This window comes from Treponema sp. JC4 (assembly GCF_000260795.1).
GTDB lineage: Bacteria > Spirochaetota > Spirochaetia > Treponematales > Treponemataceae > Treponema_D.
In genome coordinates this window covers 13,768-38,664 of sequence record NZ_AJGU01000001.1, presented here as the reverse complement: position 1 = coordinate 38,664, position 24,897 = coordinate 13,768, and the positions used below count along the sequence as shown (strand labels likewise).

The following is a 24,897-nucleotide window of genomic DNA, read 5'->3' as shown; positions in this document are numbered from 1 at the left end:
CAATGAGTACAAAAATCAAAGAACTTTCAGGTCTTGCATTTCTTCCCTTCCCGGAACAGACAGAAATGCTGCTTTCTGAACTTAAAAAACGTTTTTCTCTTAATGATAAGCCGACAGCCCGCTACGGTGATTTATTTTATTTTGAAAATCTGACAGCAGAGGATTTTTCATCAGGATTTCCCTACTGGGCCCGCTGTACAATGATAAAGCCTTTTCTTCTGACCTTTGATTCAATTGGAGAGGCAGCAGGAGAGCTTAAAAAAATCCAGCGCAACTGGGCGCCATATCAGTACACCTGTTTCCGCCGCGCAAACCTGATTCAGGAAAAACTTCCCTACATAAATCTTAAGGACAGAAACTTCCCGGTAGAAATCCCTTCTTCTCCAATCGGGCTTTACACTCTGATTGATGAACATACGATTATTGCAAGTGCAGAAACTTCAAGCAATCTGCCGGCAGGTACGCTTCATTTTATAGAAGACCACGAAAATCCGCCTAGCCGGGCTTACCTTAAAATTCAGGAAAGCCTTACTATGGCACGTCTTTTTACCGGCTGCGAACTTCCAAAGGCTGGCGACCGCTGTTTTGAAGCAGGAGCCTGTCCAGGAGGCTGGACCTGGGTTCTAGCAGGACTTGGCGCAAACGTATTTGCCGTTGACCGCGCCCCTCTTGCCGACTCCTTGATGAATAATCCTCTGATTACCTTCCAGGCTCACGACGCATTTACCTTTAAGCCGGAAGAAATCGGGCCTTTTGACTGGATTTTCAGCGACGTAATCTGCTACCCGGAACGCCTGCTTCAGTGGATTACTATGTGGCTTGAATACAATCCCAACTTAAAAATGATCTGTACAATCAAAATGCAGGGCGAAATTGACTGGCCTTTAATTCAGAAATTCGCCGATATTCCTCACAGCCGCATCCTTCACTTAAACTACAACAAGCACGAACTGACCTGGATTCATATTCCTGCCTGAAATCTTGCATTTAATATAACAATTCATTATTATTTTCCTATTAAAAATTTCTCAGGAGAAAAACTATGAAAAAAATTTTGGTCATCGCAGCGTCACTTCTTTTAAGTACTTCTGCATTTGCTGGTGAAGCATGGAAAAACTTCCTTGGCTTCGGCTGGAGACTTCCAACTTCTTCAAAAATGTATGCTGAAAAGCAGGATTTTGAAAACCTGAAAATGTCAGTTCAGACAGGTATTGATGTTTCTTACACAGGTGTTCTTATGTCGAACGGTTTTTCTGTTCGCGCACTTGTAGACACAAACTTTTCAAACAGTAATGTTGATACACCTGCAGGTTCAGAAATCAGTTACTTGATTGGTATTAACCAGGACCTTCTTATAGGAGCCGGATGGGCACCAATCAGAACTGATATGTTCTTCTTCGGTTTCTACGGAATGATTGGTTATGATTTTACTGTACTTACTTATGATTCAACAGCTTTCAACTCAAAAGATCCTAAATTCAGACAGACAGTTTACTATGCTTCTTTCCTCCCTGCATTAAACGCAACATTTGCATGGACACCTGTAAACAGATTTTCTCTTTTCGCAAGTGCAACTTTAGGATATAACTGTCCAACTTATATTCACTATGAAACTGAAGATGGCGACCAGAAAACTGAAGATAAAACACTTTCCCGCGGCGGCGTAAAAGTCATTCCGACTGTAGGAATCTGCTGGAAGTTCTAGACTTTTCTTTTTATGATGAGGCACGCTGCTTTTCAGCGTGCTTTTTTTTTGCACTTCCGCTAAAATAAACTCATGATTACAATTATTGAAAAACGAACTGAAAAAGACCCTCTTGCACATATCGGGGAAAATGCCGGCGTATGCTGGAATTCAGACATTACAGACGTAGAAAAAAATATTAAACGCGGAAAATCCTGCATCCAGAGCGGACATTTACGCACCGCAGAATATCCAACCGTAGAAATGATTATAGAAGGCTACTCTGCCCGCTGTATCCGCGAACTTTATACCCATATTATTGGCGTTACCCGCCTTCAGGATTCAACCCGCTACATCAATTTTGAAGATTTTGCCTACTACAATCCTGGCAGCACAGAAGAACAGAAAGAACAGATTGCAAAAACCATGGGCGACATTTCTGAAAATTACGGAAAACTCCTGGAACTTGGAATGAAAAAAGAAGACTGTGCAAACATTCTGCCGCTGGGCATGCACACAAAAATCGTATGGAAAATCAACCTGCGCGGCCTTATCCACTTTATGAACATGCGCCTCTGCAACCGTGCTCTAAAAGAAATCCGCACCCTTGCAGGCGAAATCAAAACCAAACTCAGCGCCTACTCCGAAGAATGGAAATGGATCTGCGACAACTACTTCGTCCCAACCTGCAAATCCATCGGCTACTGCACCGAAGAAAAATGCTGTGGACTCATGCCTAAGGGGTTAGACGGGCTTAAAGAAAAGATAATTGAAGAATATAAACAGAATAATAAGTAGGAAGGAAAAATGCGCGAGGGAGTGTAGCGCGGGGCAAAAACACTCTGATTGTGACGGCCGCGAGAGCGGCCATTTTTATAGTTTCTTTCCCACAATCAGCGTGTAGCGCGATATCGCGCGGTTTTGACTTGCGCTACACGACCGGGAGCATTTTTTGCTCCCAATTTTATATTTACTTTCTCTTTTTAGAAACCAGGTCAAATACTACTGCACCCAGCAATACGGCACCCTTAACAATCTTCTGAATATCAGTAGACCAACCAATCAAAGACATACCATTGTTCAAAACGCCCATTACAAACGCACCAACAACAGCACCAATAATTGTACCAATACCACCGGCAGTTGCAGCACCACCAATGTAGCAGGAAGCAATGGCATCCATTTCAAAACCATCACCAGCTTTTGGAGTTGCAGAACCGTTGCGGGCAGAAAGAACGATACCTGCTACAGCGGCTAAGAATCCCATGTTTGTATAAACCCAGAAGAATACGCTGCGTGTGTTTATACCAGAAAGACGTGCTGCCTTTTCGTTACCACCAAGAGCATAAATCTGACGACCGGCAACTGTACGGCTTGTAATGAAGTTGTAGATTGCTACGATAATTCCACACAATACAAGAACGATAGGTACACCGTTGTTCTGTGCAAGCTTAAGGAAGAGGAACCACAAGATAAAGATGATTACGATAAGCTTAATTACACGCTGCCAGAGTGGGTTTACGTTGAAGTTGTACTTAAGTTTAGTGCGGTTAGCCTTAATATCACCAAGGATGATGAATACTGTTGCAACAGCAGCAATCACAATTGTAACAAGGTCAATCTTTCCCATCCTGATTGTTGGAAGGAAGCCTGCTCCAATCCAGTTATAAGCCTGAGGTGTAGGACCTTTTGTCTGAGCCTTAAGCATTGTGTAAGTAAGACCGCGCCCCATAAGCATTGTAGCAAGAGTTACAACGAAAGGCGGAATACCCAGTTTTGCAATAAAGAAACCTGCAAAAGCACCACAAGCAATACCAACCAGAAGAGCTGTAAGGAAGGCGAGTAAAATCGGGAAGTGCAAATCTACAACACAGATTGCAGAAATAGCACCTGTAAGCGCTACAATAGAACCTACACCAAGGTCAACGTTACCTGTAAGTACACACAAAAGCATACCAGTTGCCATAATAACAACGTAGCCGTTCTGCATTACAAGGTTGTTGATATTCATTGGCGAAGCATTCTTTCCGCCGGTGAAAAGGTTGAACAAAAGGAAGATTGCAACAAGAGCAATAACCATTCCGTATTGTTTTATGTTGATGTTTTCATAATGTTTAGTAAGTTTTACATCACTCATTTTATTTCCTCTCTTTTTTAAGAATTATGGCTTACAATGCACTTCATAATGTTTTCCTGAGAAAGCTGGTCTTTCTGTAATTCTCCGGCAATTTCACCTTCGCTGATTACATAGACACGATCACAGGTACCAATTACTTCTGGCATTTCTGATGAAATTACGATTACGGCCTTTCCTGCTTTTGCAAGCTCGTTGATTACGCAGTAGATTTCGTACTTAGCACCAACGTCGATACCGCGGGTAGGTTCATCAAGAATAAGAACATCAGGCAAAGTCATCATCCATTTTGCAAGTACAACCTTCTGCTGGTTACCACCAGAAAGAGTTCCTACAACCTGGTTTACAGATGGAGTCTTTACGTTGATTTTCTTACGGAAATCTTCTGAATCCAGAATCTCTTTATTGCTGTCTACAACACCTTTGCGGGCATAGTAGTTTCGCAATGCAGCCATAGTCATGTTAGTCTTAACATCGGCAATCAGGTTCAAACCGTAGTTCTTGCGGTCTTCCGAAGTATAGGCAATTCCCGCATTAACGGCATCCTTTACGTTATTAATAGTAACTTTTTTGCCGTGCATGTAGATTTCACCGGAAATCTTCTGACCATAACTCTTACCAAAAATACTCATGGCAAGTTCTGTACGACCGGCACCCATAAGACCTGCAAATCCAACAACTTCACCGGCGTGAACATTAAAGTTTACATTCTTAATCATCTGGCGGTTTTCATCTTCCGGATGGAATACATTCCAGTTCTTAACTTCAAGAATTACATCGCCTTTTTTGATGTTTTCGCGAGGAGGATAGCGGTTAGACATTTCACGACCAACCATTCCCTTGATGATACGGTCTTCCGACATATCATCCTGTCCCTTAATAAGTGTTTCAATTGTCTTTCCATCACGGATAATTGTAATTGAATCGGCAATTGCATTAATTTCGTTTAATTTATGGGAAATCATAATACTTGTGATTCCCTGCTCTTTAAGCCCACGCAAGATATCCAGCAAGTGAGCACTTTCTTCATCATTCAAAGATGCTGTAGGCTCGTCCAGAATCAGAAGCTCAACGTTCTTGCTAAGAGCCTTAGCAATTTCAATAAGCTGCTGTTTTCCAACACCAAGTGTATTTACAGGAACGTTGATGTTTTCGTCTCCAAGTCCTACTTTTTCCAGCATTTTTTTGGCATTAACGCGGGTTTTATCCCAGTCGATTACGCCACGGCAGGTTAGCTGTTCGTTACCCATAAAAATATTTTCAGCAACCGAAAGATACGGGCTGAGCGCCAGTTCCTGGTGAATAATTACAATACCTTTTTTTTCGCCGGCTTTAATATCATGAAATTTACAAAGTTCACCCTTATAAATAATATCGCCTGAATATGAACCAAATGGATAGTTACCAGACAGGAGATTCATTAGAGTAGATTTACCAGCTCCGTTTTCACCGCAAAGCGCATGGATTTCTCCCCGCTTTACTTTAAGATTAACGTCATCAAGTGCTTTTACTCCAGGAAACTCTTTTGTGATGTTGTTCATTTCCAGAATGTATTCTGATGCCATTTTTTTCCCTTTTTTTAGTTCTTCCAAAAAAAAAGCCAGTTTAAAGCTTTTGCTCTAAAGCTGGCTTTTATCCGATTCCTGGAGCCCGAAAGCCCCAGACCTGGTATTTAATTAGAGACCAAGCTGCTCTTTTGTATAATAGCCACCGCCAACGATAACTTCATCAACGTTGTATTTATCAACTGCAACTGGAGTACAGAGGTAAGATGGAACAACCAGTTTACCGTTGTTGTACTGTGTGCGGTCGTTGATTTCTGGCTGAGTTCCCTTAAGAACTGCTTCAACCATTGTTACACATTTTGAAGCCAAAAGACGTGTGTCTTTGTAGATAGAACATGTCTGTGAACCAGCGATGATGTTCTTTGTAGCCATAAGTTCAGCATCCTGACCTGTGATAAGTGGCCAGTCAACACCAACTTTGTATCCTGCACCTTCACAAGCAGCTTTTACACCATAAGCGAATCCGTCGAATGCTGTACAAGCAATGTCGAGTTTTTCGTTAGCATAGAAACCTGAAAGGTAGTTTTCACACCACTGCTGAGCAGTTTCCTGAGACCAGCGGAGAATACAAGTTTTTTCGAATGATGTACGGCCTGTCTTACATTTAAGAACACCGTTATCAAGGTACTGTTTAAGAACTTCCATAACACCGTTGTAAAGGAACAAAGCGTTGTTATCATCTGGAGAACCCATGAAGAATTCGATTGTATATGAACGACCTTCATCTTTAGCTGTCTTAAGAGACTTAGCTGTTTCGATGTATTTAGCAATTGCTGTACCAACACCCTTGTTATCGAATGTAGCGTAGTAAGAAACTGCGTCTGTATCCATCAACAAACGGTCATAAGCAATTACAGGAATATTGTTCTGTTTAGCTGTAGCAAGTACATTTACCAAAGCTGTTGAGTCAATAGCTGCAACAACAAGGCAGTTTACCTGTTTAGCAATCAAGTTCTCAAGCTGAGAAACCTGCATCTGAACATCGTCTTCTGCATACTGCAATTCAACAGCATAACCTGCAGCTTCAAGCTGTTTTTTCATGTTAGCACCGTCGTTAATCCAGCGCTCAGATGACTGAGTAGGCATTGCAACACCAACAGTCTTTTTTCCACTTCCTTTACTTCCACCGCAAGATGTGAAGAGCACAGTCGAAGCCAAAGCCATAGCGGCAACAACTTTTAACATTTTTTTCATTGTTTCCTCCTAATCGAACAACTGAAAATTTTCTTAGGTTTATTATAAACCCGATTTACCATAATTAAATACAGAATTTTCGGAATTACTTACGTTTTCTTTTTGATTAAATGAAACCGATTTCCTGAAAGGATTGTTAAAAGGATAAAAGGTTAAAAAAAATACGTAAAAAAGTTAACTTTTTACGTATTCGTATAATTCCTATTCTTCTCTTGTAACAAGGCCGTTTTCCGCTACTACAAGAACAGAACGGCATTCAAGACAGCGGAAGCGTCCTGCATGAGGCGCCTTAAGATTTTTTCCGCAGCTAGGACAAGTTACAATTTTTGGGAATGAAGCTACAGTCTCACTCTTTGTGCGGCCTGTCAAATATGCAAATGCTTCATCAACAGTTGATTTGATATTAAAGAACTGAACAAAACCCAAAAGCTCAAAGGTATCGTAAATATTTTCCTGAACTTCTGCCAGAATAATGTTACCGCCCATAGCGCGAACCATCTTCAAAAGGTTAGTTAAAACACCAAGACCTGTTGAAGCAATAGTTGTAACCATTGAACAGTCAATAATCAAATTGATATATCCGGCTGTAATAATCTTTGTTATCTGATTTTGAAAGAAAGTTGAATTATAGGTATCAACAAATCCATAAAGTGAAATTAAACATCCATTATCTACTGATTCTATTTTCTGCAACGAAAACTGAATCGAATCATCTTTTTCCGAATCAAAGCCTGGAACTAAAGAATCGTTTGTATCCATAAATTTTCCTTCCGAATTTTTGTATTTAAAATTATAATAAGAAAAATCTGTTAAAGCAAATTATTTTTCGCTAAAATTCGCTTCGTCCCCTAAAACTTAAAGATAATGTTCTCTTATCGATGTATTCAAGGTCGCCGCCAACAGGAATTCCGGTAGCAAGGCGGGTTACTTTAATTTTATCACGTCCACCGCCAGCAGGTAAAACTCCCAGCTCCATAATCAGTTTATTCAGATAAAGGGCAGTTGTATCTCCTTCCACCGTCGGATTTGTTGCCACAATAACTTCGCTGACACTTCCATCGCGGATTCTGTCCAGAAGGGGTGCAATTGCCAGCTGAGCAGGCCCGATTCCCTCCAGCGGCTTAATCAAACCGCCCAGCACGTGATAGAGCCCCTTAAATTCCCCGTAAGCTTCTATTGTAGAAACATCCTGGGGCTGCTCAACAACACAAATAATGGAAGAATCTCTAAGCGGGTCTGAACAAATCGGGCAGGTATCAGATTCCGTCCAGGTGCCGCAGAGCCTACAGGGCTTAACCCTCTCCTGCAGCACTCCAAGATTCTGGGCAAACTTCTGCACGTAAGCGCCATCCTGCTTCAAAAGCCAGTTTACAATGCGTACTGCAGATTTTTTTCCGATTCCCGGAAGACGCGAAAAATTATTTGTTAAGTCGTCAAAAGTGCTCATTATAATCCCAAAGCGCCTAAATCAAGGCCGCCAAGCAGAGAAGATGTTCTTTCTTTAATCTGTTCCTGAATATTATCCATTGCGTTTTTATGAGCCGCTACAATCAAATCTTCCAGCATGCCCACATCGCGGTTATCAACACAAATCGGATCAAGCTTAATGCCCTTCATTTCAAACTTTCCGTTCAAAGTGATGGTTACCATTCTTCCGCCGGATGAACCTTCAGCTGTAATCTGGGCAAGCTCCTGTTGAAGCTTTTCGCCCTGCTGTTTAATCTGACCTGCGTTTTTCAAAATATCAAATGGATTCATTTTTACCTTCCTGGGCCTTAGCGCCCTATTAAAGTTCCCTTAAAAATATCTACTAAAAGTTTTACCTGAGGTGGAATTTCCTTTTTTACCTGAGCAGCGGCTGTCTCCATTTTTTTTAGCTCAACCTGGAGTACAACAGAAGAACCCGCAGCTGAGGAAAGTTCCGCATTAATAACTGCTTCTTTCTGCTTAAAAATCGAAATATCATACTCAGAATACAAATCAGCCTGAATGATGATTACGCTGCGGTCGCCGCTACCCTGAGAGTTCCCCAATCTCCAGTCCGAGGTCTTCTGCAAAGTCGATGCAGCAAAACCGTCCCTGGTCGAAAGGCTCTGAATCACGTTTTCGCGGAAGTTAGAAAGCGCTACCGGTCCGGAAGCCGTAACAATCTGATTATTGCCCGCTGCCCCAGTTCCGCTTGCAGCCACAGTCTGAGGCCCAAAAGGATTCTGCGGGGCAAAACCTGCCCCCGGGCCCTCGTCAAATTCTTCGCCGTAATAGGCTTCTGGTGGCGGCTCGTCCACATTGGACCAGTTATCATCACCAAGCTCTGCTTCTGCATCAAGCTGAGCATCGTTAGGGTCGTCAGGATTAAAAGAATAGCCAAAATTGCCTTCAGACTCTGCCGCAGAAATAACCTGATCCGGCTGAATCTGAATTGTTTGAGAAGAAACGTTAATTTTTAAGCGCTCATCAAGCTCTTTTGGCTGTTCATCTGCCTTGTCCATTGTTTGTTCAGGCGGCAATGAACTAAAACCGCCATTAGAAAAAGGGTTTTGCTCTCCCTCTGGAGCCCCGCCCCCGCCGGTATCATCCTCCGGATAATCTTCTTCCGGTGCATTATCCAGCATGGAAAGGCGTGGAAGCCCGTGCGGAATTGAAGAGCCGCTGCCATTTACAGGCTGACTGCCCTGCGCGTTCTGAAAATTTTGCGCAGCCGCTTGAGTTTGAGCCTGAGCAGGCTGAACTGGAGTTTGTGGAGCCGCAGCAGCCTGGGAAGGCACCTGCGGCTGTGCAAAACTCATCATCTTCTGCTGATTGGTCTGAGAAGGCTGAACATTCACAGGGGAAGATGCAAGAGGAGCACCTGCTAAAAGAGCCTGTGCCGCATCAATTGCCTTTTTTACTTCCATGTTAGAAACATACTGACCAATCCAGCAGAGACGGCTGAAGGCAAGTTCAAGCTCGTAACGAGGACTAAGAGAATAGCGGATATCGCGGTAAAGCTGAAGGAAAATGCTGAGGGCGCGCTCAATCTGAATATTGTTCCAGGCTGTAAGCACCTCGCGGCTGTAACGCTCAGGAGAATTTCCCAAAAGAGATTCTTTAGTAACTCCGCTCTTAATCAAAAGAAGGGAGCGAAGATAATCTGCACAGTTAGAAATAAGCTGCTCAATAGAAATACCGCCCTGCAAGAATTCATCAAGAAGATTAATTACAGCATCTGCCTGATTTTTTGCGCAGGCTTCAAAAAGACTATTAAGGCGCTCAATTCCAACAAGGCCAAGCTTATCGCGGATTTTTTCGTAAGTAATGTGACCGTCACTGAAGGCAACAACCTGGTCGAACAAAGTGTAGGCGTCGCGCATTGAGCCGGTAGATTCGCGGGCAATCCAGAAAAGGGCTTCGTCATCAGCCTGAATATTAAGTTCTGCGGCAGCCTGTGCAAGGCATTCCTTTACCTTGTCGATTGCAACAAGGCGGAAGTTGAACTGCTGGCAGCGGGACTTAATTGTAGCCGGAACCTTCTGAAGTTCAGTAGTAGCAAAAATAAAGATTACGTATGGAGGCGGCTCTTCAATAGTTTTAAGCAGCGCGTTAAATGCCGAAGTCGAAAGCATGTGGACTTCGTCGATTATGTAAATCTTATAACGGCAGTTGCTTGGAGGGAAGAGAACTTCATCCTTAATCTGACGGATATTTTCTACACTGGTGTTTGACGCACCATCGATTTCTATAACATCAAGGCTTGAACCTTTTGTAATTTCCTGACAAGCCGAACACTGGCAGCAAGGATCTGGAGTAGGTCCGTTCTGGCAGTTAAGAGCCTTTGCAAGGATACGCGCAGTAGAAGTTTTTCCACATCCGCGCGGGCCGGAAAAGAGATAAGCATGAGCAATTTTTCCGGACAGTATTGAATTTCTTAAAGTTTCGGCAACAAATTCCTGACCAACCAAATCGCCAAGTTTCTGCGGCCTCCTTCTTGTAGCTGTTACTTCGTAAGACATGAATTTATTATAGAGGAATTTCTGAAAGGTGCAAAGAGAAGTAATAAATATGTAGGCAAAAAATGCGCAAGGGAGCAGAGCGTGATTCAAAAACACTTTGTTTGTGGCGGTCGCGAAAGCGGCCAGTCAAATAGTTTCTAAACCACAAACAACGTGTAGCGCATTATTGCGCGGTTTTGAAGCAGGCTCTGCGACCGGAAGCATTTTTAGTAGTCGCTTTTAATCATTTACTATATTATGTACTTATGAAAACTTCCGGTGAATTCCTTATCTTCTTACTATTGCTTATAACCAACGGCCGCGTTTTTTTTGTAGAACAGCGCAAAGACTCCATCGTACTGCTTTCACCAGTCGCCTTTATCCTTTCCATTTTTCAGATTGTTTCCTGGGGCTTTGATATTTTTACAGGCCTGGGGTTCGTGCTCGCCCTTCTGGTTTTGCTTTCCAACTTCCACGCCCTTTACCGCTATTTTGAACGCCTCTACGTTGACCACTACACCGTAAGAATGTACATATGGGCAATTTCAACAACCCTTATAAGCGCCGCAAGTCTTGTATTTTTGATTTATTTTGCCCCTTCAACTCCGCTTACAAACCGCCACGTAAACACAAGCGCACCCAACATCAAAATAAGCACAGAACGTTATACCGGTGATTTCAGAAGCGGCTTTACAGAAGCATCTCCCCTGCAGAAGACAAATCTGGCACTTCATACTTTTATAAAGGATGAAAAAACGCCTTCGGCGCCGGGGGATTATTCAGTCATTAACTCGCAAAATCTCTTACAAACGCCGGTTTTTGTATTCTTTCCGGATAAAAGGGCAGAAACTTACCATTATATACCCTATCTCCTGCAGCTGGCTCAACTTGGTTATACAGTTATCAGCTCGGACATAAACACCAAAGACAGTCTCTGGCTCCACAATTTCTTTGATAAAAAGTCTTTCCGCCGCTTTGGAATGATAGTGGCAAGCCTGCGCGACAAGTTTTACTTCAATTCACAGGCAGAATTTTACACCTACAATTATTCCCTTGAATGCGAGGCCGTTTTAAAGCTATTAAAGGAGAAATTCCCGCCAGAAACAAAATACATTCTTGCCAGTGATTTTATGGCAAATACTGCAATTCAGGATTATCAGAAAACCCACCCGGAAGAAATTGCAGGTCTTTTCTATATGAATGAACTTGATTCATCAGTTTACAAGACAGCTGGCTACGGTTTTGTAGACTACACAGATCCTCTTCTGGCAGCAGTTTTTGAAATTGACCGGGATAAAAGCGGCGATAATTCAAAGCGTGCTGCAATTTTAACAAAGGAGAAACTTGATGACCTTAAATCAGCTGAATGATTATTTCAACGCATTTTTAAAAGAGGAAGAGTTCAGCCGTGACGTTTCGCTGAACGGAATCCAGATTCAGAATAAAGAACCTGATAAAAAAGAAATAAAGAAAGTTGCCTTTGCAGTTGATGCCTGCGAAGCTACTGCCCGCCTTGCTGCAGAAGCGGGAGCCGATGCTCTTTTTGTTCACCACGGACTTTTCTGGGGCGGCTGTCAGACAATCACAGGAAGCTTTTACAAGCGTATTTCTACTTTTATAAACAATGATTTAGCCCTTATTGCCTACCACATTCCCCTGGACGCAAACATTCCTTACGGAAACAATGCCGGCCTTGCGGCGCGTATCGGACTGGATCTGGAAAAGGTTCAAAGATTCGCTGAATGGCTCGGGATGGAAATAGGACTCTGGGGAGAGCTTCCTGCTCCTGTGTCCGTTGAAGAGCTGGCAAAAAAAGCCCTGGCGCCGGGAGAAAAACCTCTGGCAATCCTTCCTTTTGGAAAAAAAGAAATCCGCACGGTTGGAGTTTGTTCTGGCGGTGCCACAGAAGACGTTGAGGCAGCAATCCAACTTGGCCTTGACGCCTACATCACTGGCGAAACAAGCCACGAACTCTACCACTATGTTGAAGAATGTGGAATCAACATGATTTCAGGCGGCCACTACCAGACAGAAACTCTTGGAGTAAATCTTGTAAAAGAAAAACTTGAAAAAGAGACTGACATTGAATGTATTTTTATTGATTTACCGACAAAACTTTAAAGTAAAGCAAAAAGAGGTTATATTAAACTTATGACAAAAGAATTAAAAAATAAGCTTATTCCTGTATCACTTGCCCTGCTTGTAATTATTTTAGACCAGATTACAAAGATACTGATTGTAAAAAATATTCCCCCTTACACAATCGGAGCTCAGTTTTTCGGAGATTTTCTCCGCATAATTCATGTTTCAAATAAGGGTGTAGCCTTCAGTCTGGGTGCCAGCTGGGGACAGCGCCTTCGTCAGCTTGTATTTTCCCTCATGCCGCTTTTAGTGGTAATAATTGTTGTCCGCGTTTATTTCCGCAACAAGGATTTTACTCAGCTTCAGCGCTGGACAATCATGGGAATTGTAGGCGGTGGCCTTGGTAACATTATTGACCGCATTTTCCGCCCGGAAGGCGTTGTAGATTTTATTGATGTAAAATTCTACGGACTTTTCGGCTTAGAACGCTGGCCAACCTTTAACGTTGCAGATGCTGCCGTTGTAGTATGCGGAATTTTACTTTTTGCATCATTTATTTTTAATGAAAAAAAGAAAACACAGGAGACAGCCTAAATGATTGAAAACGCAGATTTTTCACCGGAAGAACTTGAACGCCGTAAGCACGATAAAATTGAATACCGCAAAAAGCAGCGGGCATCAAATATTTTTATTCTTGCTTCAACTTTAATCCAGATTATTGAAACTTTGATTATTCTTTGTATTCTTCTCTGGTCAGACCTGATGATTATGTTCAAGGTTATAAAGATTAATGACGAAAGCGGCCCAACAATTCTTCAGCTTTCTTTCTTCATTTTATTTTTTGTCGGCCTTGTACTTGGATTTTTTGCCTACAAATACACAATGAAATTTATTGTAACAAAGTTTGACTTAAGCGGAAAACTGCTTGATACTACTATTGAACACTATAAATTCATCAAAAGAAAGAAGTAGGAGTTTCAGATGTCAAAAATTGGAATTATCGGAGCAATGGAAACAGAAGTAAAAATGCTCCGTTCAAAACTTGAAAACCCGGTAAGTACAGATTTTGCAGGACTTACTTTTTTTGAAGGCACTATAAACGGCAAGAATCTTGTGATTGTAAGAAGTGGCGTTGGAAAGGTAAACGCTGCTCTCTGTGCTCAGGCACTTGCCCTTAAATTCGGTGTTGCTAAAATCATCAATACTGGTATTGCCGGAGCAACAGGCGGCGGACTTAAGATTTTTGACTTTGTTGCCTCTACAGAAGCTGTTTACCACGACCTGAATATTGAATTCTTTGGCTATAAACCTGGTCAGGTTCCGGGAATGGAACCATTTTTTACAGCAGACAAGACAATGGCAGACGCCGCTGTAAAAGCCTTTGCAAATACAAAATTCGCAGCCGAGCATAAAATTCTTCAGGGAAGAATTGCTTCCGGCGATCAGTTTATTTCTGATTCAGCCGTAAAAAATCATATTAAGGAAGTTTTCAATCCTCTTTGTGTAGAAATGGAAGGAGCCGCTATTGCCCATGCCTGCACTCTTAACAAAGTACCTTTCCTTATTCTACGCTGTATGAGCGACATGGCTGATGATGCAGGCGAAAATACTTACAACTTCAACGAGGATTCTGCAGCAGAAGCAAGTGCTCAGCTTGTTCTGGAGCTTATCAAACTCATTTAATTTAATAGATGAATATATTATTCAAATTCAAAGAAACAGCAGTCTCAGTTCTGCCGGTCATTCTGATTGTACTGGCACTGGGACTTACTGTTGCCCCCCTGGAAAAAATTTTTCTGCTTCGCTTTGTAATAAGCGGCCTTCTTTTGATTTTCGGGCTAACCCTCTTTTTGCTTGGCGTAGACCTTAGCATTCAGCCCATGGGAGAGCGTTCCGGCGCGGCACTTACAGCAAAAAAAAGCCTTCCCCTTCTTTTGATAACAGCCTTTGTAATTGGTTTTATTGTAACAGCCGCTGAACCTGATATTCAGGTATTCGGAAGCCAGGTAAAAAGCGTATTTCATTTTGTAAATAAAACCAGCTTCACCTTTGCAATTGCAGTCGGCGTAGGCATTTTTATTATGATTGGCCTCTTACGCACGGTTTTAAAACTGCCACTTAAAATAACCCTTTTAATTTCCTACATAATTCTTTTTGCAGTTTCCTTTTTTGTTCCAAATGCCTTTATAGGAATCGCTTTTGACTCGGGAGGAGCAACAACAGGACCAATGACAGTTCCTTTCATTATGTCACTGGGAATTGGTGTTGCCCGCGTAATGACTTCTAAAGATGAAAACTCCAGCTTTGGACTTACAGGAATTGCAAGCATAGGACCTGTTCTTGCGGTTTTAATTTATGGAATTGTAAGCTTTACATCTTCCGCAGGCTCGGAGGCGGCAGCGGGGGCGGCTGCTTCCCTTGCAGAAAGTGGTGTGGAAATTGCGGGTGACTGTACGGCACTTGATTTTGCAGCCGCCACCGAATCATCTTTGACAGGAAATCTTTTTAAGCCTTTTGCAAGCGTATTTGGAGAAATTTTCCACGAGGCGCTTTTTTCTATTCTTCCGATTTTTGCTCTTTTTGTAATTTTTCAGATCTGGCTTTTGAAAATGACTGCCAGACAGGTTACAAGAATTGTAATTGGTTTTATTTATTCTTTTACCGGCCTGATAATTTTTCTGCTGGGAGTTCACGGCGGATTTTCTGATGCGGGAGCGGAACTTGGACGCATTCTTGGGCAGAAGGCACTGAGCGCAGGAGGAGCCTGGTACTTACTTTTGATTGTAACAGGTTTAATTCTCGGCGCCATTATTGTCTGCGCTGAGCCTGCGGTCTGGGTTTTAAGCGAACAGGTGGAGCAGGTTTCGGGTGGTACAATCAAGCGAAAAATGCTGCTGGTCTTTCTTTCGGTGGGAACGGCAATTGCAATTGGAATTGCCCTCTGGCGGGCTGTCAGCGGCTTTAGCCTGAAGTCTGTGCTTATTCCGGGCTACCTTCTTGCCATGCTTTTAATGCTTTTCTGCCCGGCTATGTTTTCAGGAATTGCTTTTGATTCAGGCGGAGTTGCATCGGGGCCTCTTACCTCCACTTTTGTACTTTCCTTTACGATTGGAGCTGCGAGCGGAGGTTCGGGCGGCAGTGAATCTTTCGGAGTAATTGCACTGGTTGCCATGATGCCTTTGATTGCAATTCAGATTATGGGAATTGTCTTTAAGATGAAGCAGAAAAAAACAGAAGGAGAAGTTGAGCATGTTTAAACTGATAGTAAGCATTGTTCCGCATGACTGCGGCGAACTGATTACAGGCGCAGCGGCGGCAAAAGGCGCTGGCGGCGGAACAATCATGATGGCGCGCGGAACCGCACAAAGCAATATCATTCAGCTTCTGGGACTTGGCGACACCTCTAAGGATATTGCCTACGTAATTGTAGATGATTCAATTTATGATGATGTGCGCAAAGAAATAATTTCCGCCACAGAAAACAAGAAAAAAAGCTTTGGCGTTCTTTTCAGCATAAACATAGGGGACTTTATTAAGGCTGGCCATACAGAAGATTCAGCGTCCACAGAAAAAACAGTCAACAAGGACAAGGAAGGAGAAGAAATGAAATACACTGTAATAAACGTAATCGTAAATAAAGGCTATGCAGACGACGCAATGGCAGCAGCAAGAAAGGCAGGTGCCGGTGGCGGAACAATTTTAAGTGCCCGCGGAACTGCAAAAGAAGGCGATGCAAAATTCTTAGGAATGGAAATTGTGCCGGAAAAAGACCTTTTGATGATTGTTGTACCGGCTGAAAATGCAGATCAGGTTGTTCAGGCAATAAAGGAACTTCCATGCATGCAGAAGGCCGGAAGCGGAATTATTTTCTGCAGCAAAGCCCACGACTTTACTCTGCTTGGAAAAAAATAAGGCCTGGGGTCAGCATGACTTTCCCTATTTTTTCCTCAGAATAATCATAGTCATATCGTCTTTAATTTCACCGTCTGCACGGAACTGCTTAAGATATCGATTAATTTGCTTTATCTGCTCTTGCAGAGGAAGATTTGCGCAGTTATTTACCTGTTCCATAAAGGCTCTTGTTATAAAACGCTCGCCTTCAAAATTTTCACAATCAGAAATTCCATCAGTATAAAGAACGATTTCATCACCCCGGTCAAAATGAACAAACTGGGAATAATAATAAGCCGGGAAACCGGAAATACCAATTGAACCGCCGGCAAATTCTCCAGACTTTTCTAAAAAGGCAGATATTCCGGAATCCTTTCTGTAAATAATAGGATAAGGATGACCTGCATTTACAATTTCAATTTCACTATCCTTAATGCGCATTAAAATACCTGTAAGATAATTCTGAATCTTACCCTTTTCCGTAATAACGCGGTCATTAATGATATTCATTATTTCCCAAAGTTCATAATCCTGCTGATTTGTAAACTCCTGCTGGATAATGTTTTTTACCAGCATAGTTACAAGACCGCTGGAAATTCCGTGCCCCGAAACATCAAAAAGTCCCACTCCGTTTGTACCGTCCGGGGTATTATAAAAATCATAAAGGTCGCCGGAAACTCCCGCAAGAGGACGGTTGTAATAGGCAACATCCCAGCCGGGAATTACAACAGAATCATGACGGTAGAAATTCTGCTGGATAAAGGCAGCCAGACGGATTTCCTTTTCAAGATTTTCGCCGTGCTGCTTCAGTTCGACCTCTACCGAATGGACGACATAGGTATAAATCAAGATAACCAGAATAATCATCGTAAGGCTCAAAATGATATTCACCATTCGGAAGGTCAAAAGAGCATTAGGATGAAGAATAAAGCGGCTCTTAAAATTTATAAAATTCAAGGCAAAGAAAATTGTGGTTGTTATAGAAGTGAAGATCGCTGAAATCTTAAAATTCTCTTCAAAAACCAGATATGGAAGGGTTCCCATCAAAAAGACGAAAAATTTAAAGTTTGTATAGGAACCAAGACAGTATTCGGCAAAAATCTGATGAACTGTAACTTCAACCGAAGCAATAAGATAAAGTAGCACATAAGAATGATGGCGGGGAATTAAAATCAGAAGAACTGTAAAAAGACTGACGCTAAAAATGTTGAAAAAGAACATAGGATAAACACGAAGAATTCCAAAAACTACCAGAACCCCTGCATGATAGATAAGGGCACAAAGCGTTGTAAAAAAGGCAATGAGTTCAGAACGCCCGTGAGAAGTAGTCAATTTTTCATGATTTATTAAATTAAAAAACATTTAGCCTGAATATTTTAACACATTTTTTAAATAAAACGATAAAATTATTGCATGAATTTGGAAAATATTGTTATTGTTTTGGATCATCCTGATGAAGCCAGAAATATCGGGGCCGCCTGCCGTGCCATGGCTAATAATGACATTAAGGAACTGCGAATTGTAGGAAAGCGTGAAGATTATGATGTGGAAAAAGTTCACGTACTGGCAATTCACGCGGCCTATATTTTTGATAAGGCTAAGTTTTATGAGGATATAAATGCCGCCACCGCAGACTGCTCTTTGAGTGCCGGAACTACCCGACGCCGGGGAAAAAACCGCAAGGGAAAACTTTTACTGCCTGAAGAATTTGCAGAGATTGCAGAAAGCGGCAAGGTTGCCATAATCTTTGGAAACGAAAGAACCGGTCTTACAGACGAGCAGCTTGATATGTGCACACTGGGAGTTGCAATTCCATCCTCGAAGGAGTTTGGCTCTCTTAATCTTTCTCACGCCGTTCAGATTATCTGCTATCATCTTTTCCGCCAGAATATGAAGGCCAGCGGAAAAACTGACGCAGGCTATACTCCGCTTTCGCTCTCACGCCTGGACAAAACCGTTGCAAACATTACCGATAACCTTCAGAAAATCGGCTTTTTTAAGCTTGCAGGCCGCCCGGATATGGAACGCTTCTGGCGCAGTCTTCTGGCCCGTGCTGCCCTCTCCGAAAGCGAGGCACAATATATAGAAAAAACCTTTACAAAAATGGCTGGCTTGGCAGCACGAAACGGGGTAAATACGAATTCCCAAGAATAAATAAGTGTTTCTATGCATAAAAACACTTGCATAATTTTTGAACTTAATATATATTAAAAATATGAAGGCAAACTTAAACTTCACATTTCAGACTTCTCAGAAATACGGCACAAAGCTGGCTTACTTTTACTATTACTGGTATTATTTCTTCTCTTCTGGGTTCTTTGGTATGTGCCGTTAATATAAATGAAACTTCATTAAATTAAGGTAAATACAAGGGAACTCTAAAAAGAGTTCCCTTTTTTTATATATATGTGGTAAAGCTAAAAAATTGCTGCATCGCAATTTTTCTTAACGCTTTGCTATTGCACACCGCGAGCTCTGACCGGCTCGCTTACACAGGAGCATTTTATGATTATCACATTGAAAAAGGAAGCCACACAGGCACAGACAGACGGACTTATTGCCAGCCTCAAGGAAAAAGGCTTTGGAGTCCACGTTTCAAAAGGTGAAAGCATGACCATCTTGGGTCTGCTGGGCGACACTTCAAAAGTTGACCCTGATGACTTTTTGGGTATGGACATTGTAGAAAAAGCTGAACGCGTATCGGCTCCTTATAAAATGGCAAGCCGCGCCTTCCACCCGCATAACACTGTAATCGAAGTTGGTGGCGGTCAGGCAGGTGTAACACCATGCACAATCGGCGACGGAAAATCAGTTGTAATTATCGCCGGTCCTTGTTCTGTAGAAAACGAAGAGCAGATTATGGACGCTGCCCGCGCCGTAAAAAAAGCAGGCGCAACAATTCTCCGCGGAGGCGCTTACAAGCCACGCACTTCTCCTTACAGCTTCCAGGGTCTGGGCGCAGAAGGAATCAAGCTCCTTGAAAAAGCCAAAGCCGAAACAGGACTTCCAATCTGCACAGAGCTTATGAGCGCCAGCGAACTCAAATACTTTGAAAACGTAGATATGATTCAGATTGGTGCCCGCAACTTCCAGAACTTCGACCTTCTTAAGGAAGTTGGAAAAACACACAAGCCAGTTCTCCTTAAACGCGGTCTTTCCGGCACAATCCAGGAACTTTTGATGAGCGCCGAATACATCATGGCAAACGGCAATGAAAACGTAATCCTCTGCGAACGCGGAATCCGCACCTTCGACGGCTACACCCGTAACTGCCTGGACGTAAGCGCCGTTCCATACCTCCACAAATACACACACCTTCCGGTAGTGCTGGACCCAAGCCATGCCTGCGGAATCCGCTGGATGGTAGGCACCCTCGCCTGCTCTTCAATTGCAGCCGGCGCCGATGGTCTGGAAATCGAAGTTCACTGCAACCCGGAAAAAGCCCTGAGCGACGCCAGCCAGCAGCTTACACCAGCCCTCTTCGAAGAGCTCATGGATAAGATGAGAAAGTACGCTGCAGTAGAAGGACGCACGCTGTAGTTTGAATAATGATTTAGGAAGATAAAGTTTTTGAAAAATGCGGAGCAAGGGTTCGTCATTTGCGGAGCATTGAACGAGGGAAGAGCAAGGCTGCTGTAAGCAGGCTTGCGGTATAATAAAATACCTTACCTCGTTCTCGGCGGAGTAAATGACGGTTCCTTGCGGGAGCATTTTTCCTAAGGGGAATTTTTATGAAAGCATTAAACACACTTACATACGGCATTGTCGGCCTCGGCATTATGGGAGGCTCAATTGCTAAAGCCATCCGTCAGAACATCCTCTGGCAGAACGGCTCTCAGGGCCAGATACTCGCCTGCAACCGAAGTACAGCCTGCCTTGCCCAGGCAACCGCCGATGGCATTGTAGACGGCATCTACACCTCCGATGAAGTAAAGGAAATGCTTCCCCTCTGCGACGTACTTTTTATCTGCCTTTACCCTCACGCCACCCTGGATTTTATCCGCGACAACCGCGACTACTTCAAATCAGGTTCAATCATCACCGATATCAGCGGTGTAAAAGGCATTTTTGAAAAATCCATGCCGGACATTCTCCGCCCGGATGTAGATTTTATCATCGGTCACCCTATGGCCGGCGGCGAAAAAGAAGGCTACGCTCACTCATCTGCCCAGTTTTTCGTAAACCACAACTACATTTTGATTCCGCAAGACTACAACAAGCCCGAAAATCTTGATGTAATGAGAAACCTCATCACCCTGATGGGCTTTACAAGAATCACCGAAACTACCTGCGATACCCACGACTACAAAATCGGATTTACCAGCCAGCTCTGCCACGTAATTGCCAGCGCCCTTGTAGAAAGCGCCCAGGATGAAGGAATCACAGCCTTCGGCGGCGGCAGCTTCGAAGACCTGACCCGCATCGCCATGATAAACGCCCCTCTCTGGACCGAGCTTTTCATCAGCAACAAAGAAAAACTTGTTCAGCACATCGACAACTTCCAGAAAATGATGACCAGCTTCCGCACCGCCATCCAGAACGAAGACGCCGAAACTCTCAAGGCTCTCCTGGAAGACACCCGCGAGAAGCGCATGAAGATGGGAAGCATTAGAACGGTTGTAAAATAAATTTTACTTTATTCCTTCCTAAAAAAATTCTCTTGTTTACTCTGATAAATAGGATAAAATTAACATGATAAGGGTAAGCAGGATAATGAAAAACAATGGCTATAACCGCTGGAATATTATAAACAAGATTTTTATGGATAACTTTCTCGCGGCGTCTTTTATTGAGCTGTCAGCGGTAGGAAGCATGCTGATTGACGGTATTGTTGTAAGCCGCTTGATGTCTGCGCAGGCAATGGCTTCTTTTGGTATTGCACAACCGATTTTCAGTATTATTGCGATTTTCTTTGGGCTTTTTGCGACCGGAATGTCTACTATCTGTTCTCAGGAACTGGGACGGGGTAATGTTGGGGAATACAACCGGATTTTCTGCACGGTATTTTATATTTCCGGTATTTTTTCGCTGATTTCGATGGCGGGGGTCGTGATTTATTCAAAAGGGGTTGCGACAGCTTTTGGAGCTTCGGGAAATGATGTCGTTCTACTTGCCGGAGCTTCGGATTATATCCGGGGAATCGGAATCGGCATACCAGCCTTTATTCTTTGTGCGGTGCTGGCTCCGGCACTTCAGATTGATAACGGACGCAGACGCGTGGTAATTTCATCAAACGTAGATGCTGTTCTTGATATCATTCTGGACTTTGCTGCGGTCAAAATGGGACTGGGACTTTTTGGAATAGGTCTGGCATCGTCGGCTGCAAGATATGTACGACTGATAATTCTTATGCTTCATTTTCTTGGAAAGTCTCATTATCTGCATTTTGTTGCGCTCAAAACAAATTTCTCTGAATTTTTTCACTGGCTTTCTTATGGAACAGAAAAGGCCTGGCGCAGGCTGGGAAATGTTATCAGGCCGGTATTTGTAAATAAGCTTGTTTTGTTTTACGGCGGTACGATGGCCATGACAGCTATGTCTGTCCGCGCAAATCTCTGTGAGCTTTCTGAGATTTTTGCGGTTGGTCTTGCCGATACTGTGGGGCTGCTGGCAGGAATTTACTACGGCGAGAAAAATTCAGAGGCCGAGCTTATACTTGGAAAAAAAGTTCATACTACCTGCGGAATTTTCTGCGGTGCCGTCAGCATCATTCTGCTGCTGCTTTCATGGCCGATTTCGGTTTTCTATTCGCCGGAGGGCGGTCAGGTTACTCATTTTATCTGGATTACGATAATCGGCGTTGCCCTGCAGACTCCTTTACAGGCGCTTGTCCGCTCCAGAATCAGCTACTTACAGAGGGTTCAGCAGATGGGTAACATGAGAATTATGATTATCACATCTACTGTGGTCTTCCCTATTGTAAGCAGCCTTCTTCTTGGATTTTTCTTTGGAGTTTACGGAGTTTTGCTCTGTTACACTCTAAGCGATTTGCTTTCGCTTGTAAGCATCTGGCTTTATTATGTAATTAAGCAGCGCCATTTCAGGCCAAAGGCAGAAGATTATCTTAATCTGCCTGATGACTTTCAGATTCCGCCGGGAGACATTATTGCCCTGGATATAAGGAATATGGAAGATGTTGCTTTAACATCAGAAATGCTGAGTGCTTTTTGCATCGGTCACAAGCTTGATGAAAAAATTGCCAACCGGGCGGCTGTCTGCTTTGAAGAAATGGCTTCTAATACGGTCAAGCACGGATTTCCTCTGCAAAGAAAGCGAACTCCTCTGATAGATGTTCGTGCTGTCTTTTCTGATAATAAACTGATTATCCGCCTGCAGGATAACTGCCCTAAATATGATGTAGGAAAACGAATTGCGGCTCTAAATAAATCTAAAGAGGCAGACAAACTTGCAAATCTTGGAACCTGGGTTGCCCTAAAGCTGACAGATAATTTCAAATACGTTTATTCTTTTGAAACTAATACTATTTTTATGGAGTTTGAGATTAAGAAGGAATAGGCAGGGGGAGGATTCCCCCTCTTTTTTTTATTCTTCTTGACTTTATAATATAACACTGTTAAAATATCACTGTTAGATATTATTTTCCACGGGGGAATTATGCGAAATCCGAATACGCAGATTACAGCGCTTATCAAAGAAAAGACGCTGGGGCTTTTGATGAAAAAAAATCCGGAGCAGATCGGGATGAGGGATATTGCGGCGGAATGCGGGATTACGGCGACGAATATATATCATTACTACAAGGATAAGGACAGGCTTTTTCAGGCGGTGTCGTTGGATTGTCTTAATGAGCTGAACGGGCGGATTAAGGAGAGTGTCAAAGGCGGGGATATCAGGGAAGATATTCTGAACGCAATCGGCACTTTTGAGGACTGGTGTTTTGAAAATCCGCGGCGGGCTCTGCTTGTTATGCAGGGAATAAAATCGGCGGACGACGCGAGCGAGGAAATGATTGAAGCCTTTTATGTGTGTAACCGAACGGGCGGAGAGCTTTTGTCGCGGGCTGTGAGTCTGGGGCTGGCAAAATCGGATAACGTGCGGCTTGATATCGATATTCTTGTGTCGGGGCTTTGGGGCTGCATCGAGGCGGTGCTTCTGAAAAAAAGTGAACCAGAATACTGGGAAAACAGGAAGGATTTTACCGGACGCTTTGTTGACTTGTGGTGTAAGGGGATTTTCACTGAATGAATATTTTAGTTTTGAATGGCAGCCCGCGGAAAAATGGAAATGTGGCTAAGACTCTGCGACGGCAGCTGGAAAAGCTTACTGCTAGTGTGGCTGCCGGCACAGACTCAAATGAGGGCGGTTGTCAGGTGATTTGGGAAGACGTTTGCGATTTGTCTTTTGATTTTTGTAAGGGCTGTATGGCCTGCCGGTCGAAATCTGACTGTGTTATGCAGCTTGATGACGCTCACAAAATCGCCTGCGAAATCAAAAACTGCGATATGATTTTTGTGGGAACGCCTGTTTACTGGGGCAACATGAACGGAAAATTAAAATCGCTTTTTGACAGGCTTGTTGGCGTTATGATGGCTGAATCAAAAATGGGGATTCCTCGCCCGATTCACAAGGGGAAAAAGGCGGTAATCGTTACCAGCTGTACAACGCCCTTTCCTTTTAATTACATTTGCGGACAGTCTATAGGGGCAGTTCGCGCGGTGAAGGAAATTCTGAAATCTTCGGGATTTAAGGTTGTTAGAAAGGTGAATATATCAAATACGAAACGGAGAGGATTATGAAAAAATTTATCAGCGCTATTTTAATTTTATTTAGCTTTGCGGGGGCCTTTGCAAAGGAGATTTCGGTAAAGGTAAGTCCGGGCGAACACTGGAAGGAAAAACGGGAGCCTCAGGTGGCTGTCTGGCTGGAAGATGAAAAGGGAAATTATATACGCACGCTTTATGTTACTGAACGAGCCAGTCACAAAAGCTGGATTTTTGGTCCTAAGGAAGGAAGACCGGAGTCTCTGCCGGTTTGGTATGGGGCGTCTAAAAATGAAAGTGCATCTGACAAAGTGACAGTGTCCCACAATCTCGATGCCGTCACAGGGGCCACTCCAAAATCCGCCCTTACTCTTACCGCGCAAATCGAAGTCCGTGACTACATCATAAAAGCCGAATTCAACAACAGCTTTGACTACAACGATTTTTACACCAAGAAAACTTCCGGCGTAAACGGCCAGCCCTCGGTAGTTTACACTGCAAAAATCCCGGCAGAACTTGCGCCCGGGCAGGAAATCACACTGGAATTTGAAGGCACCGGCTCGCTGACAGGCGAAGACGGCAAAATCAATAAAAGCACGGAAAATCTTACGACGGCAAAGAAGATTGTAAAGGCGGTTACGGTAAAGTTAAACTAAAG

The 24,897-nt window shown here is 43.1% G+C and carries 25 protein-coding genes; 17 read left to right on the top strand and 8 right to left on the bottom strand.

What is annotated here, in order from left to right:
• Positions 1 to 2: 2 nt before the first annotated feature.
• From MSI_RS00200 to MSI_RS00190, 3 genes are all read left to right on the top strand, one after another.
• A complete protein-coding gene (locus MSI_RS00200) occupies positions 3 to 977 on the top strand; it encodes an SAM-dependent methyltransferase (RefSeq protein WP_009102373.1) in 975 nt (324 codons plus the stop codon).
• A gap of 65 nt (positions 978 to 1,042) precedes the next feature.
• Positions 1,043 to 1,705 (top strand): hypothetical protein, encoded by a 663-nt coding sequence (locus MSI_RS00195; protein ID WP_009102371.1) that lies wholly within the window; start codon positions 1,043 to 1,045, stop codon positions 1,703 to 1,705.
• 72 nt (positions 1,706 to 1,777) lie between these two features.
• Positions 1,778 to 2,482 carry an FAD-dependent thymidylate synthase gene (locus tag MSI_RS00190; protein ID WP_009102370.1) on the top strand — a complete coding sequence of 235 codons (705 nt, stop codon included), beginning with the start codon at positions 1,778 to 1,780 and terminating at the stop codon, positions 2,480 to 2,482.
• A gap of 172 nt (positions 2,483 to 2,654) precedes the next feature.
• Here MSI_RS00190 and mmsB read toward each other — a convergent pair whose 3' ends face one another.
• The 7 genes from mmsB to dnaX all read right to left on the bottom strand — a co-directional run bounded on the left by mmsB (position 2,655) and on the right by dnaX (position 10,566).
• Entirely contained in the window at positions 2,655 to 3,821 is a 1,167-nt protein-coding gene (gene mmsB, locus MSI_RS00185; RefSeq protein ID WP_009102368.1) for a multiple monosaccharide ABC transporter permease, read from the bottom strand.
• Positions 3,822 to 3,838: 17 nt separating this feature from the next.
• On the bottom strand, positions 3,839 to 5,383 hold the full coding sequence (gene mmsA, locus MSI_RS00180; protein ID WP_009102365.1) for a multiple monosaccharide ABC transporter ATP-binding protein: 1,545 nt from the start codon (positions 5,381 to 5,383) through the stop codon (positions 3,839 to 3,841).
• Positions 5,384 to 5,494: 111 nt separating this feature from the next.
• Positions 5,495 to 6,577: a sugar-binding protein gene (locus MSI_RS00175; RefSeq protein WP_009102363.1), complete on the bottom strand. Its 1,083-nt coding sequence runs from the start codon at positions 6,575 to 6,577 to the stop codon at positions 5,495 to 5,497.
• Positions 6,578 to 6,778: 201 nt separating this feature from the next.
• Entirely contained in the window at positions 6,779 to 7,336 is a 558-nt protein-coding gene (locus tag MSI_RS00170) for an STAS domain-containing protein (RefSeq protein WP_009102362.1), read from the bottom strand.
• A gap of 70 nt (positions 7,337 to 7,406) precedes the next feature.
• A complete protein-coding gene (gene recR / locus MSI_RS00165; RefSeq protein ID WP_009102360.1) occupies positions 7,407 to 8,024 on the bottom strand; it encodes a recombination mediator RecR in 618 nt (205 codons plus the stop codon).
• Positions 8,024 to 8,335 carry a YbaB/EbfC family nucleoid-associated protein gene (locus MSI_RS00160; RefSeq protein WP_009102359.1) on the bottom strand — a complete coding sequence of 104 codons (312 nt, stop codon included), beginning with the start codon at positions 8,333 to 8,335 and terminating at the stop codon, positions 8,024 to 8,026. The genes recR and MSI_RS00160 overlap by 1 nt, the downstream gene beginning before the upstream one ends.
• A 17-nt stretch (positions 8,336 to 8,352) precedes the next feature.
• Positions 8,353 to 10,566 (bottom strand): DNA polymerase III subunit gamma/tau, encoded by a 2,214-nt coding sequence (gene dnaX / locus MSI_RS00155; protein WP_009102358.1) that lies wholly within the window; start codon positions 10,564 to 10,566, stop codon positions 8,353 to 8,355.
• 245 nt (positions 10,567 to 10,811) lie between these two features.
• Here dnaX and MSI_RS00150 point away from each other — a divergent pair, with 245 nt between their 5' ends.
• From MSI_RS00150 to MSI_RS00120, 7 genes are read left to right on the top strand one after another with little or no spacing between them, the layout of a single operon-like run.
• Entirely contained in the window at positions 10,812 to 11,915 is a 1,104-nt protein-coding gene (locus MSI_RS00150; protein WP_009102357.1) for a hypothetical protein, read from the top strand.
• Positions 11,893 to 12,666 (top strand): Nif3-like dinuclear metal center hexameric protein, encoded by a 774-nt coding sequence (locus MSI_RS00145; RefSeq protein WP_009102356.1) that lies wholly within the window; start codon positions 11,893 to 11,895, stop codon positions 12,664 to 12,666. The genes MSI_RS00150 and MSI_RS00145 overlap by 23 nt, the downstream gene beginning before the upstream one ends.
• A gap of 30 nt (positions 12,667 to 12,696) precedes the next feature.
• Positions 12,697 to 13,221, top strand: a complete 525-nt coding sequence (lspA, locus tag MSI_RS00140; protein WP_009102355.1) for a signal peptidase II — start codon at positions 12,697 to 12,699, stop codon at positions 13,219 to 13,221.
• Positions 13,222 to 13,599: a hypothetical protein gene (locus MSI_RS00135; protein ID WP_009102354.1), complete on the top strand. Its 378-nt coding sequence runs from the start codon at positions 13,222 to 13,224 to the stop codon at positions 13,597 to 13,599.
• A gap of 9 nt (positions 13,600 to 13,608) precedes the next feature.
• On the top strand, positions 13,609 to 14,310 hold the full coding sequence (locus MSI_RS00130; RefSeq protein ID WP_009102352.1) for a 5'-methylthioadenosine/adenosylhomocysteine nucleosidase: 702 nt from the start codon (positions 13,609 to 13,611) through the stop codon (positions 14,308 to 14,310).
• Between the two features lie 8 nt (positions 14,311 to 14,318).
• The gene (locus tag MSI_RS00125) at positions 14,319 to 15,884 is read left to right on the top strand and encodes a DUF1538 domain-containing protein (protein ID WP_009102351.1); all 1,566 of its coding nucleotides are present in this window, start codon (positions 14,319 to 14,321) and stop codon (positions 15,882 to 15,884) included.
• The gene (locus tag MSI_RS00120; RefSeq protein ID WP_009102350.1) at positions 15,877 to 16,539 is read left to right on the top strand and encodes a P-II family nitrogen regulator; all 663 of its coding nucleotides are present in this window, start codon (positions 15,877 to 15,879) and stop codon (positions 16,537 to 16,539) included. The genes MSI_RS00125 and MSI_RS00120 overlap by 8 nt, the downstream gene beginning before the upstream one ends.
• 24 nt (positions 16,540 to 16,563) lie before the next feature.
• Here MSI_RS00120 and MSI_RS00115 read toward each other — a convergent pair whose 3' ends face one another.
• Positions 16,564 to 17,880 carry a PP2C family protein-serine/threonine phosphatase gene (locus tag MSI_RS00115; protein WP_009102349.1) on the bottom strand — a complete coding sequence of 439 codons (1,317 nt, stop codon included), beginning with the start codon at positions 17,878 to 17,880 and terminating at the stop codon, positions 16,564 to 16,566.
• Between the two features lie 51 nt (positions 17,881 to 17,931).
• Here MSI_RS00115 and MSI_RS00110 point away from each other — a divergent pair, with 51 nt between their 5' ends.
• The 7 genes from MSI_RS00110 (at position 17,932) to MSI_RS00080 (ending at position 24,895) form a co-directional block, all read left to right on the top strand.
• On the top strand, positions 17,932 to 18,672 hold the full coding sequence (locus MSI_RS00110; protein WP_009102348.1) for an RNA methyltransferase: 741 nt from the start codon (positions 17,932 to 17,934) through the stop codon (positions 18,670 to 18,672).
• 351 nt (positions 18,673 to 19,023) lie between these two features.
• Positions 19,024 to 20,058 (top strand): 3-deoxy-7-phosphoheptulonate synthase, encoded by a 1,035-nt coding sequence (gene aroF, locus MSI_RS00105; protein ID WP_009102346.1) that lies wholly within the window; start codon positions 19,024 to 19,026, stop codon positions 20,056 to 20,058.
• Between the two features lie 191 nt (positions 20,059 to 20,249).
• The gene (locus tag MSI_RS00100) at positions 20,250 to 21,146 is read left to right on the top strand and encodes a prephenate dehydrogenase (protein ID WP_009102343.1); all 897 of its coding nucleotides are present in this window, start codon (positions 20,250 to 20,252) and stop codon (positions 21,144 to 21,146) included.
• Between the two features lie 85 nt (positions 21,147 to 21,231).
• Positions 21,232 to 23,034, top strand: a complete 1,803-nt coding sequence (locus MSI_RS00095; RefSeq protein ID WP_039923773.1) for an MATE family efflux transporter — start codon at positions 21,232 to 21,234, stop codon at positions 23,032 to 23,034.
• A gap of 99 nt (positions 23,035 to 23,133) precedes the next feature.
• Positions 23,134 to 23,724, top strand: a complete 591-nt coding sequence (locus tag MSI_RS00090) for a TetR/AcrR family transcriptional regulator (protein ID WP_009102338.1) — start codon at positions 23,134 to 23,136, stop codon at positions 23,722 to 23,724.
• Complete coding sequence (locus MSI_RS00085; protein ID WP_009102336.1) at positions 23,721 to 24,275, top strand: flavodoxin family protein; 555 nt, start codon at positions 23,721 to 23,723, stop codon at positions 24,273 to 24,275. Before MSI_RS00090 ends, MSI_RS00085 begins: the two co-directional genes overlap by 4 nt.
• Complete coding sequence (locus MSI_RS00080) at positions 24,272 to 24,895, top strand: DUF2271 domain-containing protein (protein WP_009102334.1); 624 nt, start codon at positions 24,272 to 24,274, stop codon at positions 24,893 to 24,895. The genes MSI_RS00085 and MSI_RS00080 overlap by 4 nt, the downstream gene beginning before the upstream one ends.
• Positions 24,896 to 24,897 lie beyond the last annotated feature (2 nt).

Excerpts from the sequence above, each read along its gene's own strand:
- MSI_RS00080 (WP_009102334.1), top strand. The coding sequence starts at position 24,272 with ATGAAAAAATTTATCAGCGCTATTTTAATTTTATTTAGCTTTGCGGGG.
- MSI_RS00090 (WP_009102338.1), top strand. The coding sequence starts at position 23,134 with ATGCGAAATCCGAATACGCAGATTACAGCGCTTATCAAAGAAAAGACG.
- recR (WP_009102360.1), bottom strand. The coding sequence starts at position 8,024 with ATGAGCACTTTTGACGACTTAACAAATAATTTTTCGCGTCTTCCGGGA.
- MSI_RS00110 (WP_009102348.1), top strand. The coding sequence starts at position 17,932 with ATGAATTTGGAAAATATTGTTATTGTTTTGGATCATCCTGATGAAGCC.
- mmsA (WP_009102365.1), bottom strand. The coding sequence starts at position 5,383 with ATGGCATCAGAATACATTCTGGAAATGAACAACATCACAAAAGAGTTT.
- MSI_RS00175 (WP_009102363.1), bottom strand. The coding sequence starts at position 6,577 with ATGAAAAAAATGTTAAAAGTTGTTGCCGCTATGGCTTTGGCTTCGACT.
- dnaX (WP_009102358.1), bottom strand. The coding sequence starts at position 10,566 with ATGTCTTACGAAGTAACAGCTACAAGAAGGAGGCCGCAGAAACTTGGC.
- aroF (WP_009102346.1), top strand. The coding sequence starts at position 19,024 with ATGATTATCACATTGAAAAAGGAAGCCACACAGGCACAGACAGACGGA.
- MSI_RS00135 (WP_009102354.1), top strand. The coding sequence starts at position 13,222 with ATGATTGAAAACGCAGATTTTTCACCGGAAGAACTTGAACGCCGTAAG.
- MSI_RS00200 (WP_009102373.1), top strand. The coding sequence starts at position 3 with ATGAGTACAAAAATCAAAGAACTTTCAGGTCTTGCATTTCTTCCCTTC.
- MSI_RS00085 (WP_009102336.1), top strand. The coding sequence starts at position 23,721 with ATGAATATTTTAGTTTTGAATGGCAGCCCGCGGAAAAATGGAAATGTG.
- MSI_RS00195 (WP_009102371.1), top strand. The coding sequence starts at position 1,043 with ATGAAAAAAATTTTGGTCATCGCAGCGTCACTTCTTTTAAGTACTTCT.
- MSI_RS00170 (WP_009102362.1), bottom strand. The coding sequence starts at position 7,336 with ATGGATACAAACGATTCTTTAGTTCCAGGCTTTGATTCGGAAAAAGAT.
- MSI_RS00150 (WP_009102357.1), top strand. The coding sequence starts at position 10,812 with ATGAAAACTTCCGGTGAATTCCTTATCTTCTTACTATTGCTTATAACC.
- MSI_RS00145 (WP_009102356.1), top strand. The coding sequence starts at position 11,893 with ATGACCTTAAATCAGCTGAATGATTATTTCAACGCATTTTTAAAAGAG.
- MSI_RS00115 (WP_009102349.1), bottom strand. The coding sequence starts at position 17,880 with ATGTTTTTTAATTTAATAAATCATGAAAAATTGACTACTTCTCACGGG.
- mmsB (WP_009102368.1), bottom strand. The coding sequence starts at position 3,821 with ATGAGTGATGTAAAACTTACTAAACATTATGAAAACATCAACATAAAA.
- MSI_RS00160 (WP_009102359.1), bottom strand. The coding sequence starts at position 8,335 with ATGAATCCATTTGATATTTTGAAAAACGCAGGTCAGATTAAACAGCAG.
- MSI_RS00120 (WP_009102350.1), top strand. The coding sequence starts at position 15,877 with ATGTTTAAACTGATAGTAAGCATTGTTCCGCATGACTGCGGCGAACTG.
- MSI_RS00190 (WP_009102370.1), top strand. The coding sequence starts at position 1,778 with ATGATTACAATTATTGAAAAACGAACTGAAAAAGACCCTCTTGCACAT.
- MSI_RS00130 (WP_009102352.1), top strand. The coding sequence starts at position 13,609 with ATGTCAAAAATTGGAATTATCGGAGCAATGGAAACAGAAGTAAAAATG.
- MSI_RS00125 (WP_009102351.1), top strand. The coding sequence starts at position 14,319 with ATGAATATATTATTCAAATTCAAAGAAACAGCAGTCTCAGTTCTGCCG.
- lspA (WP_009102355.1), top strand. The coding sequence starts at position 12,697 with ATGACAAAAGAATTAAAAAATAAGCTTATTCCTGTATCACTTGCCCTG.
- MSI_RS00100 (WP_009102343.1), top strand. The coding sequence starts at position 20,250 with ATGAAAGCATTAAACACACTTACATACGGCATTGTCGGCCTCGGCATT.
- MSI_RS00095 (WP_039923773.1), top strand. The coding sequence starts at position 21,232 with ATGAAAAACAATGGCTATAACCGCTGGAATATTATAAACAAGATTTTT.